This window comes from Leclercia sp. GHBNCSD, assembly GCF_055805075.1.
In genome coordinates, this window is the sequence record NZ_JBQVYO010000001.1 from 3256326 (window position 1) to 3268870 (window position 12545).

8 protein-coding genes are annotated in these 12545 nt (G+C 58.2%); 4 read left to right on the plus strand and 4 right to left on the minus strand.

Annotated elements, in window-relative coordinates:
- Nucleotides 1-337: 337 nt before the first annotated feature.
- Complete coding sequence (gene ypfM, locus ACT3IC_RS15645; protein WP_015572204.1) at nt 338-397, plus strand: protein YpfM; 60 nt, start codon at nt 338-340, stop codon at nt 395-397.
- A 107-nt stretch (nt 398-504) separates the two neighbouring features.
- On the opposite strand, the gene acrD is transcribed toward ypfM, so the two are convergent.
- Nucleotides 505-3618 (minus strand): multidrug efflux RND transporter permease AcrD, encoded by a 3114-nt coding sequence (acrD, locus tag ACT3IC_RS15650; protein WP_180209675.1) that lies wholly within the window; start codon nt 3616-3618, stop codon nt 505-507.
- Between the two features lie 199 nt (nt 3619-3817).
- Complete coding sequence (gene narQ / locus ACT3IC_RS15655) at nt 3818-5512, minus strand: nitrate/nitrite two-component system sensor histidine kinase NarQ (RefSeq protein WP_473478086.1); 1695 nt, start codon at nt 5510-5512, stop codon at nt 3818-3820.
- Nucleotides 5513-5709: 197 nt separating this feature from the next.
- On the opposite strand from narQ, the gene aegA reads away from it, so the two are divergent.
- The 3 genes from aegA to ACT3IC_RS15670 all read left to right on the plus strand — a co-directional run bounded on the left by aegA (nt 5710) and on the right by ACT3IC_RS15670 (nt 9481).
- On the plus strand, nt 5710-7671 hold the full coding sequence (aegA, locus tag ACT3IC_RS15660) for a formate-dependent uric acid utilization protein AegA (protein WP_159340067.1): 1962 nt from the start codon (nt 5710-5712) through the stop codon (nt 7669-7671).
- Between the two features lie 65 nt (nt 7672-7736).
- The gene (gene nudK / locus ACT3IC_RS15665) at nt 7737-8312 is read left to right on the plus strand and encodes a GDP-mannose pyrophosphatase NudK (RefSeq protein WP_103181120.1); all 576 of its coding nucleotides are present in this window, start codon (nt 7737-7739) and stop codon (nt 8310-8312) included.
- A 125-nt stretch (nt 8313-8437) separates the two neighbouring features.
- On the plus strand, nt 8438-9481 hold the full coding sequence (locus ACT3IC_RS15670) for a DUF1176 domain-containing protein (protein ID WP_103180668.1): 1044 nt from the start codon (nt 8438-8440) through the stop codon (nt 9479-9481).
- A gap of 86 nt (nt 9482-9567) precedes the next feature.
- On the opposite strand, the gene tkt is transcribed toward ACT3IC_RS15670, so the two are convergent.
- Both tkt and tal read right to left on the minus strand, forming a co-directional pair.
- Nucleotides 9568-11556: a transketolase gene (gene tkt, locus ACT3IC_RS15675; RefSeq protein ID WP_103180667.1), complete on the minus strand. Its 1989-nt coding sequence runs from the start codon at nt 11554-11556 to the stop codon at nt 9568-9570.
- 19 nt (nt 11557-11575) lie between these two features.
- Entirely contained in the window at nt 11576-12526 is a 951-nt protein-coding gene (gene tal, locus ACT3IC_RS15680) for a transaldolase (protein WP_103180666.1), read from the minus strand.
- Nucleotides 12527-12545: the final 19 nt, after the last annotated feature.

Below are 12545 nucleotides of genomic sequence, written 5' to 3' on the forward strand. Positions count from 1 at the left end.
AAACGTTTGTGGAAATATAACACATTTGTTTTATTACCTTATTGAATATTCAGCAGCGTGACAAATTGCACTTAAGTCCTGAATATAATTTCATCTTTATTGCATAGGGCGCTGATAGCCAAAAATGCATTTAAGAACAGCTACAAAGTTATTTTCCCGGCCCTGATTAAGGTTATTTCAAAATATTGCAGTTGGTCACATAAAATTTAACGCGAAGAGCCCATAGTATCTACAAGCCAGTCGTACCAACGGGGGTAGAGCAGTATCACTGATTAAAAACTCTTCACAATGATGATATATTCTCGTAGAATGGCCGATAATAATAAGAGAGGTAGTTATGATTGAACGTGAACTGGGGAACTGGAAAGATTTTATCGAAGGCATGCTTCGTAAATGACATTCAGCAAGTAACGCAAGAGCACTTAATTTTCTAAATAATAAAAGTGTGAAAATTAACACACAAAAAAGGCGGCCGGTAAGGACGCCTTTTTTATTATCAAGATCTTATTTCTGTTTTTCCTTTAACGGAAAACGTCGCCGTACCAGCACAAAGAACAGCGGAACAAAGTAAATGGCGAGAACAGTGGCCGAAATCATCCCGCCCATCACCCCGGTACCCACTGCATGCTGACTGCTGGAGCCCGCGCCAGAGCTGGTGGCCATCGGCAGAACGCCAAACACAAACGCCAGCGAGGTCATCAGGATGGGGCGCAGGCGCTGGCGACAGGCTTCCAGGGTGGCGGCCATCAGCTCCTGACCTTTTTCATTCATCTCGTTGGCGAACTCGACAATCAGAATGGCGTTCTTCGCCGACAGACCGATGACCGTTAACAGCCCTACCTGGAAATAGACATCATTTTCCAGGCCGCGCATCCAGGTGGCGAGCAGGGCGCCGATAACCCCCAGCGGCACCACCAGCATCACCGAGAATGGCACCGACCAGCTCTCATACAGCGCGGCCAGACAGAGGAATACCACCAGCAGCGACAGGGCATACAGCGCCGGAGCCTGGGCTCCCGAGAGGCGTTCCTGATAGGACATGGCGGTCCACTCGAGACCAAATCCGGCAGGCAGCTGCCGCACCAGATTTTCCATCACATCCATCGCGGTTCCGGTACTGACGCCCGGCGCGGCTTCACCGACAATCTCCACCGCGGCGTAGCCGTTGTAGCGCTCCAGGCGCGGCGAGCCCGTCTCCCAGCGCGAGGTGGCAAAGGCCGAGAAGGGCACCATGCCGCCCTCTTTATTGCGCACGTACCACAGGTTGATATCGTCCGGCAGCATGCGGTATTTGGCCGCCGCCTGCACGTAGACCTTTTTCACGCGGCCACGATCCATAAAATCGTTCACGTAGCTCGAACCCCACGCGGTTTGCAGGGTGTCGTTGATATCATCGATGGAGACGCCCAGCGCCTGGGCTTTACGCTGATCGATATCGATCTGCATCTGCGGGCTATCGTCCAGACCGTTGTGACGCACGCGGGTCAGGGAAGGTTCTTCTCCGGCCAGCTCCAGCAGACGGTCGCGGGCGGCCATCAGCGCATCATGTCCGGCCCCGGCGTGATCCTGCAGCTCCATATCAAAGCCCGCCGAACTGCCGAGCCCGCTGATGGCGGGTGGGCTGCTGGCAAAGACCCGCGCCTCTTTAATGCGGCTGAAGGCTTTGGTGGCGCGCTCGATAATGGCAAACGAGCTGCCGGTTGTGGCATCGCGCTCATCCCAGTCTTTCAGACGGACAAACATACGCGCCACGTTCTGTCCGTTCCCGCCCGGGCCGGAGCCGACGGTGGCAAAGACCGACAGCACGTTGTCTTTCTCCTGGTTAAAGAAGTACGACTCCACCTGCTGCACTACCTTCAGAGTCTGCTGCTGGGTCGAGCCGCTCGGTAACTGCACGGAGGTAATAAACATGCCCCGGTCTTCAAGCGGCAGGAACGAGGTGGGCAGCCGCAGGAACATGAAAACCATGCCCCCCAGCAGCAGAATGTAGATCAGCATCCAGCGCAGACTGCGATGCAGAACCCGTCCCACGCCCGCCTCATAGCGCGCCGCGTTGCGGTTAAACATGCGGTTGAACCAGCCAAAGAAGCCTTTCTGACCGTGTTGCTCCCCCTTATGCAGGGGTTTAAGCAGGGTGGCGCACAGCGCTGGAGTGAGGATCATCGCCACCAGCACCGACAGCACCATCGCCGCCACGATGGTTATTGAGAACTGGCGGTAGATCGCCCCGGTGGTACCGCCAAAGAAGGCCATCGGCACAAATACCGCCGATAACACCATGGCGATACCCACCAGCGCGCCCTGGATCTGCTTCATCGATTTACGCGTCGCTTCCCGGGGCGAGAGTCCCTCTTCGCTCATGATACGTTCAACGTTCTCCACCACCACGATGGCATCATCCACCAGCAGGCCTATCGCCAGCACCATCGCAAACATGGTGAGGGTGTTGATGCTGTAGCCAAAGGCGTAGAGCACCGTGAAGGTGCCCATCAACACTACCGGAACGGCGATGGTGGGGATTAATGTTGCGCGGAAGTTTTGCAGGAACAGGTACATGACCAAAAACACCAGCGCGATGGCTTCGAGCAGGGTTTTCACCACATCCTCAATAGAAGCCTTCACGAACGAGGTGGTCTCGTAGGCGATTTTGTACTCCAGCCCGTGCGGGAAGTAGTGCGACAGCTCGTCGAGACGGTCGATAACCCGTTCTGCGGTGGCCATCTCGTTGGCGCCGGAAGCCAGTTTAACCCCCAGCCCGGAGGCCGCCTTACCGTTGAAGCGGCTCAGGTAATCATACTTCTCGGCCCCCATCTCCACGGTGGCGACATCCCCCAGGCGCACCTCGGAGCCATCCTGATTGACACGCAGGGTGATGTCGCGGAACTGCTGGGGCGTTTGCAACAGCGACTGGGAGTTAATGGTGGCATTCAGTGCCTGTTTATCCACGGACGGCGTGCCCCCCAACTGACCCACCGCAATCTGGGCGTTCTGCGATTCAATGGCGTCGGTGACATCTTTCGCGGTCATCTGGAAGCTGTTGAGCTTCGCCGGGTCGAGCCAGATGCGCATGGAGTACTGCGACCCGTAGGCGTCGATATCCCCCACGCCGTTGATACGGCTCAGCGGATCCTGAATATTACTGGCGACATAGTCGGCGATATCCTGCTTATCCATTGAACCGTCAGTGGAGACAAAGGCGATGGTCAGGATGTTGGTATCGCCGGTTTTACGCACCGTCACGCCCTGGTTTTGCACCGCCTGCGGCAGCTTACGCAAGGCTGACTGAAGCTGGTTCTGCACCTGCTGCACCGCTTCATCCGGGTCGGCGCCCGCGGTAAAGCTGAGCGTTATCGACGCCTGGCCGGTGGCGCTGCTCTGGGAAGACATGTACATCAGGTTGTCGAGGCCCGTCATATTCTGTTCAATCACCTGGGTAACGGTGTTCTCCAGAGTTTGTGCGGATGCCCCCGGATAGTTAGCCGTGATCCGCACGTTAGGCGGGGCCAGATCCGGGTACTGCTCAACAGGGAGAGAAAAAATAGCCAGCGTGCCGGTCAGGCACAATAAAATTGCCAGCACCCAGGCAAAAATGGGGCGATCGATGAAAAAATTCGCCATTAAAATAGGACCTCGTTTTGCTGCGCGTCGTCATTGTAGATAGCCCGCTTCACTCTAGCGGCAAGGGAGATGTCAAACGTGGAGAAATAAAGGAGATAATGTAAATTATCATGCGCTTTTTCCGCGACATCGCCCTGGTGCAGCGGTGAGTATTGTTCATCGGCGTGGCTGACAGGCGATCCCCCGCCTGTTTTTACCGTTATTTACCCTCGGTTGCGGTCGAAGAACAAAAGCGCACGCTGACCTGGGTACCGCCGGCTGGCGGCTGTGAGAAGCTCAGGGTTCCCCCCAGCCGGTCGGCACGTTCACGCATAATGTTCAGACCGTAGTGGCCCGGAGGTTCGCTGGCATCACCAATGCCGATGCCGTTGTCGCAAATTGTCACCGTGTGCTTGCCATCCGGGGCGGTGATGCAGCAGACCGTGATGTCGCTGGCCTGCGCATGCTTGATGGCGTTCAGTACCGCCTCCCGGACAATCTGCAACAGGTGGACCTGCATCTGTGCATCCAGCGCCAGAGACGAAAGCTGGCAGTCGAGAGTCAGCCGCGCAGCGGTCTGTTTTTGTAAGTCATCCAGCATCTCCTGCAACGCAGCCGGCAGATTGGCCTGGTTCAGCGTCAGGCGGAAGGTGGTAAGCAGCTCGCGCAGCTGGCGGTAGGCGGCATTCAGTGCCTGGGAAAAATCGGTAATGATCCCCTGCGCCGTTTCGTTTTCTTCCGGCACCGCATGTTTGAGCAGCGTCAGCTGGATCCGCAGATAAGAGAGCACCTGCGCCAGCGAATCATGCAGTTCGCGGGCAATAGTGGCGCGCTCCTCCATCAACAGTAGCTGGTGATAGTGCTTCTGCGCCTGGTTGGAAAAGAGGCCGCGGCCAAGCATCGTCGCCACGCTTTTCATCAGCGGCATCGGGACGGGGCGCTGCGCGCTTTGCCAGCGCAGCTCACCGAAGCGGGTCTCCATCATCACTACCGGCAGTACCTGGATGTCGAGATGCAGTGCGGCTTCGCCCTCCTGCATCTGCCAGCCGTCGCTGGTGTGCAGGGCCAGATACGTGATCCCGGTATATTCGCAGACAATATGCAGGATGTGCCGGAAGCAGTGACTGTCAATCTTGCCGGTGTTCAACGCCTGGGAGCAGGTAAACAGCATCTCCAGCTGCTGGTGGGCTTCGTGCAGGTGATGCGTCTTCTCTTCAACCGAAATCTCCAGCGAGCGGTAGAGGGTGTGCAGCTCCGCCGACATATGGTTAAAGGTGCGGGAGAGCAGGCCAAGCTCATTGGAGAGATCGGTATTCGGCACCGGGGTATCAAAATGACCTTGTTCAATGCGCAGACTGGAGGTGACCAGGTGATTGAGCGGGGCGACAACCTGCTGGCGGATGCGGCGGAGGGTGACAAACACCAGCAGAAAAATACTGGCCCCACCGGCAAAGGAGATGGCGAAGACCAGGGTGATCTTACGTTCGGCATAGTGCTGCAGGGAGAGGACAAAGGCGTCGATACGCGCCACATACTCGTCCATCTGCGCCTGATACCAGGCGTAATTACCCTGAGCGAGTTTCTGATCCACCGCCAGCCACCGGATCTGCAGCTGGCGATAGCGCTGCTTAACCTCGTCCGGGACATACCAGCTGTTCAGGGTTTGCAGGGCAGGGGCGTCCAGGGTTTGTTGCCAGATCCGGCGATGAGGCACCAGGTCGACGCTGCCCCGCTGAATGTCGTAACCCAGGCGATAGCTCTGCATCCGTAACGAACCGGCCAGGTTGATGGCTTCAGCATCACGCTGGCCGCTGGCGAGAGTAAACAGCGCAATCGCGCTGGTCAGCAGCGACAGGGCAATGATGGAGAAAAAGGCCCGGGCAAGGCTGCGTGAAACAGGTTGTTTAACTCTCACCGGTCGCGTCCTGATAAGCATTTGTGCAAGGGAATGAAACGTAATTTCACCCGCGCTGAAATAAATTGATCTGATACAGGTTCAGGCGAAATATTTTCCGTTCCTGGGCAAATGAACATTGCCTGTTACCGTTGCGGTGGGTAAATACACTATTCCGTTAAAAGAATAAGGTTATCAGGGCCAGCAAGGGAACCGTCATGAACCGTTTTATTATGGCAAATAGCCAGCAATGTATTGGATGCTATGCCTGCGAGGTCGCTTGCGTCATGGCACATAATAATGAGCAGCATGTCCTCAGCCAGCGCCATTTTACCCCGCGCATCACCGTGGTCAAAGAGGGCAATAAACAGAGCGCCGTAACCTGCCACCACTGTGAAAACGCCCCCTGCGTCCAGAGCTGCCCGAACGGGGCTATCAGCCGCATGCATGACAGTGTACAGGTGGAGCAGCACAAATGTATCGGATGTAAAGCCTGTGTGATTGCCTGCCCGTTTGGCACCATCGAGATTGTCACCACACCGCTGGCGGCTACCGCCCAGAAGTGCGATCTCTGCCTTGAGCGCCCGCAGGGGCCCGCCTGTGTGGCGAACTGCCCGGCGGATGCCCTGTCGCTGGTGACCCCCGATAACCTGAACCAGCTGGCCCGCGCCCGGCAAATGCGCACGGCGCGCCATGAGGCCCAGCCGTGGCAGACCCGGGCGGCGAGCGTGACCAGAACAGGTAGCAAACGCGAGCAGCTGGCAGCTACGCCCGCGCGCGGGGAGCCAGATAAGCTCTCCCCTGAGGCGCGGGCGGGCAATTTTAACGAAATTTATCTGCCGTTCCGTCCGGCACAGGCGAAGCGGGAAGCCGACCGCTGCCTTACCTGCGGCGAGCACTCGGTGTGCGAATGGACCTGTCCGCTGCACAATCATATCCCCCAGTGGATCGAACGGGTGAAAGCGGGGGATATCGCTGGGGCGGTCGAGCTCTCTCACCAGACCAACTGCCTGCCGGAAGTAACAGGCCGGGTCTGCCCGCAGGACAAACTGTGCGAAGGCGCCTGCACGGTGCGCGACGTGGCCGGGTCGGTGACCATTGGCAACATCGAACGCTATATCTCCGATCAGGCGCTGGCGAAAGGCTGGCGACCGGACCTGAGCCACGTTACGCCGGTCAATAAGCAGGTGGCCATCATCGGCGCTGGGCCCGCCGGGCTGGCGTGCGCTGACGCGTTGATCCGTCGCGGCGTCAGCGTCACGGTCTTTGACCGCCACCCGGAAATTGGCGGCCTGCTCACCTTCGGTATTCCGGCCTTTAAGCTGGATAAATCCCTGCTGGCCCGCCGCCGGGAGATCTTCACCGCCATGGGCATCCGCTTCGAACTGAACTGTGAGGTGGGTAAAGATATCCCGCTGGCGCAGCTGCTCAGCGAGTACGATGCCCTCTTTGTCGGGGTGGGAACCTATCGCTCAATGAAAGCGGGTATTCCTAATGAAGATGCGCCAGGCGTTTATGATGCCCTGCCGTTCCTGGTGGGCAATACCCGTCAGCTGATGGGGCTGCCGCCGTCGGTGGAAGAGCCCTTCGTCGATACCGCCGGACTCAACGTCGTGGTGCTGGGCGGCGGCGATACGGCGATGGACTGTGTGCGCACCGCTCTGCGCCACGGAGCGGCGAATGTCACCTGCGCCTATCGCCGGGATGAGGCCAATATGCCGGGCTCGAAAAAAGAGGTTAAAAACGCCAGAGAAGAGGGAGCGACCTTTGAGTTTAACGTCCAGCCGGTGGAGCTCACCCTCGATGACGCCGGGCGGGTCAACGGCATCCGCCTGCTGCGCACCCGGCTGGGTGAGCCGGATGCGCAGGGACGCCGTCGCCCGGAGCCCATCGAGGGCAGCGAGTTTGTGATGCCTGCCGGGGCGGTGATTATGGCCTTTGGCTTTAACCCGCATGCGATGCCCTGGCTACAGGCGCAGGGGGTTGAGGTGGATGACTGGGGCAGGATTGCGGCAAGCGTGGAATCGCGCTATCGCTACCAGACCAGCAACCCGCAGATATTTGCCGGTGGCGACGCGGTGCGGGGAGCCGATCTGGTGGTAACGGCGATGGCGGAAGGGCGACACGCCGCCCTGGGGATCGCCGACTGGCTTGGGGTCGCTTCTCCCACCGAACATTAACCCGACGGGCGACAAGGCGGGCTTCGCAGCGTAGTATGGCCAGTATTGAGCGCAACGGAGCCCGTATTACCGTGAAAATTGAATTAATTAAAGACAAGTGCCTTTCGGATAACTATTTCATCCTGCGCAACCTGACCTACGATCTGACGCGGCGTAACGGTGAGGTGGTGCGCCACAAACGCGAAGTTTACGATCGGGGCAACGGTGCCACGGTCCTGCTTTACAACCGTGAGAAGCAGAGCGTGGTGTTGATTCGCCAGTTCCGCATTGCCACCTGGGTGAATGGCAACCCCGACGGGCGCCTGATTGAAACCTGTGCCGGACTGCTGGATAACGATGAGCCGGAAGTGTGCATTCGCAAAGAGGCGATTGAAGAGACCGGCTTTGTCGTCGGCGAGGCACGCAAAGTTTTTGAGCTCTATATGTCTCCGGGCGGCGTAACGGAAATCGTCCATTTCTTCGTGGCGGAATACAGCGACGCCCGGCGCGCCGGAGAGGGCGGGGGCATCGAAGATGAGGAGATCGAGGTGCTGGAGCTGCCCTTTGCTCAGGCATTATCGATGATACAATCGGGTGAAATACGGGACGGCAAAACGGTGATATTATTACAGTATTTGCAAAGTTCCGGGTTAATGGCTTGATCTTGTTGCCGTTAATAAGATGTATTCAGAATAAATCTATCCGATAAATCTGATTGAGCAACCCCGGTCTGAGCAGGAAGATACGCTCTGTCTGTTCAGCTATTGCTTCCGGGATCCTGCTATTCATGCGTCACTGCCTTTTACTTGTTTTCATGCTCAGCGTGCTGCCCGCGACGTTAGCCCGGGCAGCACCTGCACAGCGGTCGTTTATCGACTGGCAGGTGACCTGCAACAACCAGAACTTTTGCATCGCCCGTAACACCGGCGAGCATCACGGGCTGGTGATGACCTTAAGCCGCAGCGCGGGTGCAAAAACTGACGCGCTGCTGCGCATCGATCTCGGTGGGCTGGCAACGCCCGATCCTAAACAGCCCGCCATTGCCCCCCGCTTGCTGCTCGACGGCGAGCCGTTGCAGCTTGGCCCCCCGCACTGGCAAATCACCCCCTGGCGTCTGACGACCGACCATGCCGCCACCATTACTGCCCTGCTGACTACGCTTCAGCAAAAAAGGGTCATCACGCTCGCTGGTGGCAAGCAGGTCATCTCCCTCGATGGGATGAAAGAGGCGCTACAGTTTATTGATGCCCAGCAAAAGCGTGGCGGAAGCGAAACCGCGTGGATCAACAAAGGGGCGCAACCCCCGCTGAGCGTACCGCCCGCACCGGCGCTAAAAGAGGTGGCCGTGGTAAACCCGACGCCGACGCCGCTCACTCGCGAGGAGCGCAGCGATCTGCTCGACTATGGCACCTGGCGTATCAACAACAGCCAGTGTTCACTTGACCCGGCGCGTCGTGAAGTGCGGGTCACCGCCCTGACGGATGACAAAGCGCTGCTGATGGTTGGCTGCGAGGCGGGGGCGTACAACACCGTCGATCTGGCCTGGCTGGTCTCACGCAAAAAGCCGTTTGCTTCCCATGCGGTACGTCTGCGCCTGCCGTTTGTTCCCGCCAGCGACAGCAGCGAGATGGAGTTAATGAACGCCAGTTTTGATGAGAAGAGCCGCGAGCTGACGACCCTGGCGCTGGGACGCGGGATTGCCGACTGCGGTATCCAGACGCGCTGGCGTTTTACCGGTCAGCGCTTCCGTCTGGTACGGTATGCGGAAGAGCCAAGCTGTGATAACTGGCATGGGCCGGATGCATGGCCGACGTTGTGGATAACGCGCTAAAATGCCGGGTGGCGCTGCGCTTACCCGGCCCACGGATGACGTTAACCTTCCAGGCCCGGCAAGCGCAGCGCCGCCGGGCAAACCCCTTACAGTAAGGCCTGCGCCTTCTCGACCACATTCTCCACCGTAAAGCCGAAGAACGGGAACAGCTTCTCGGCCGGGGCGGATTCACCGTAGCCGGTCATGCCGACAATCTTCCCTTTCAGCCCGACATATTTGTACCAGTAGTCCGCGATACCCGCTTCCACCGCTACACGGGCCGTCACGTCTGATGGCAGCACCGACTCACGGTACTCTTCATCCTGAGCATCAAAGATATCCGTTGAAGGCAGCGACACCACCCGTACTGCATGGCCTTCGGCGGTGAGCTTTTCCGCCGCCTTGACGGTGATCTCCATCTCCGAACCGGTCGCAATCAGAATCAGATCCGGCTTGCCGCCGCTGTCTTTCAGGATATATCCCCCGCGGGCAATATTTTTCACCTGTTCCGGGGTACGCTCGATCTGCGCCAGGTTCTGGCGGGAGAGGATCAGCGCCGTCGGGCCGTTGTGGCGCTCTATCGCCAGCTTCCAGCCGACAGCGGCTTCAACCTGATCGCACGGTCGCCAGGTGCTGAAGTTTGGCGTCAGACGCAGGCTGGCCAGCTGTTCCACCGCCTGGTGAGTTGGACCATCTTCCCCCAGACCGATGGAGTCGTGGGTATAAACCATGATCTGCCGGGCCTTCATCAGTGCCGCCATACGCGCGGCGTTACGCGCATATTCCACAAACATCAGGAAGGTGGCGGTATAAGGCACAAACCCGCCGTGGTGGGCGATACCGTTGGCAATAGCGGTCATGCCGAACTCGCGCACCCCGTAGTGGATGTAGTTCCCGGCGATATCTTCCTTAAGCGAGGTGGAGCCCGACCAGATAGTCAGGTTACTCGGTGCCAGGTCCGCCGAGCCGCCGAGCAGCTCCGGCAGGATCGGGCCAATAGCGTTAAGGACGTTTTGCGAGGCCTTACGGGTGGCGATTTTCGCCGGATTAGCCTGTAAATTCTCAATCAGCGCCTGGGTGGTCTCTTCCCAGTTTTCAGGCAGGCCACCCCCCATGCGACGGCTGAACTCTGCCGCCAGCTCCGGATGGGCTTTCTGATAGGCAGCAAATTTGTCGTTCCAGGCCGCCTGCGCTTTTTCGCCCTCTTCACGGGCATCCCAGGCTTTGTAGATCTCTTTAGGGATCTCAAAGGCCGGGTATTTCCAGCCCAGCTTCTGCCGCGTCAGAGCTACTTCCTCTTCCCCCAGCGCCGCGCCGTGGGACTCTTCTTTGCCGGCTTTGTTCGGGGAACCAAATCCGATGACCGTGCGACAGATTATCAGCGACGGTTTATCGGTTACGCTTTGCGCTTCCTGAATGGCCGCTTTCAGTGCCTCTGGATCGTGGCCGTCAATCTCATGCACCACGTGCCAGTTATAGGCCTCAAAGCGTTTGGCCGTGTCGTCGGTGAACCAACCCTCGGTTTCGCCGTCGATGGAGATGCCGTTGTGATCGTAGAAGCCGATCAGCTTGCCCAGGCCCAGCGTGCCCGCCAGGGAACAGACCTCGTGCGAGATCCCCTCCATCAGACAGCCATCGCCCATAAAGACATAGGTATGGTGATCGACAATCTCATGTCCCGGCTGGTTAAACTGCGCCGCCAGCGTGCGCTCGGCAATCGCCAGCCCGACCGCATTCGCCAGCCCCTGACCGAGCGGCCCGGTGGTGGTTTCAACCCCTGGCGTATAACCCAGTTCCGGGTGCCCCGGCGTTTTTGAGTGCAGCTGACGGAAGTTTTTCAACTCCTCAAGCGGCAGGTTATAGCCGGAGAGGTGCAGCAGGCTATAAAGCAGCATCGAGGCGTGACCGTTAGAGAGAATAAAGCGGTCGCGGTCATACCACGTCGGATCGTTAGGGTTATGTTTCAGGAAGTCGTTCCACAACACTTCGGCAATATCGGCCATGCCCATCGGCGCGCCTGGGTGACCGGAATTGGCTTTTTGCACGGCATCCATGCTGAGGGCGCGAATGGCATTGGCTAACTCTTTACGGGACATAGTTCACTCCATGGCAAGGTTACAGTTTGGCGGCAAGCAGATCTTCGAGTTTGCGCTGGTCGACCGCGAAAAGACGGATCCCTTCTGACAGCTTCTCGACCGCCATGGCATCCTGATTATGCTCCCAGCGGAATTCGGCTTCGGTCATGGGTTTAGGTTTTGGCAGCACCGTGGAGGAGGGCACCAGACGGCGGATAACCGGCTCATCTTTCTCCTGCAACTCTTTCAGCAGGTTAGGGGAGATGGTCAGCCGGTCGCAGCCGGTGAGGGCCAGGATCTGTTCGGTCCGGCGGAAGCTGGCGCCCATCACGATGGTTTCGTAGCGGTGTTGCTTATAGTAATCGTAGATATTGCGAACGGATTTTACGCCGGGATCCTCATCCACCACATAGGGGTCCATCGGCTGGCGGGCCTGATACCAGTCGTAGATACGCCCGACGAACGGTGAAACCAGATGCACCCCGGCTTCGGCGCAGGCACGCGCCTGAGCGAAGGAGAAGAGCAGGGTCAGGTTACAGTTGATCCCCTCTTTCTCCAGCACTTCGGCCGCGCGGATCCCCTCCCAGGTGGAGGCCAGCTTGATCAGAATGCGCGATTTCTCCACATCCTGCTCCTCGTAGAGCTGCACAATCTGCCGCGCTTTGGCGATGCTCTTCTCCTGGTCGAACGACAGCCGGGCGTCCACTTCGGTAGAGACGCGCCCCGGAATACTTTTCAGAATTTCGCTACCGATATTCACCGCCAGTTTGTCGCTGGCCTCGGCAACCTGTTGCTCTTTGGTCTTGCCACGGGCTTTACCAAACGTAATAGCGTCGTCAATCAGGTGCGAGAAGTGCTCAAGCCCGGCGGCTTTCAGCAGCAGCGACGGGTTGGTGGTCGCATCCTGGGGTTGATAATGGCGAATAGACTCGATATCACCGCTGTCAGCCACGACTGTGGTGAATTGTTTGATGCCGTCTAGTTGGTTCATAAATGATGACTCCTTGAAA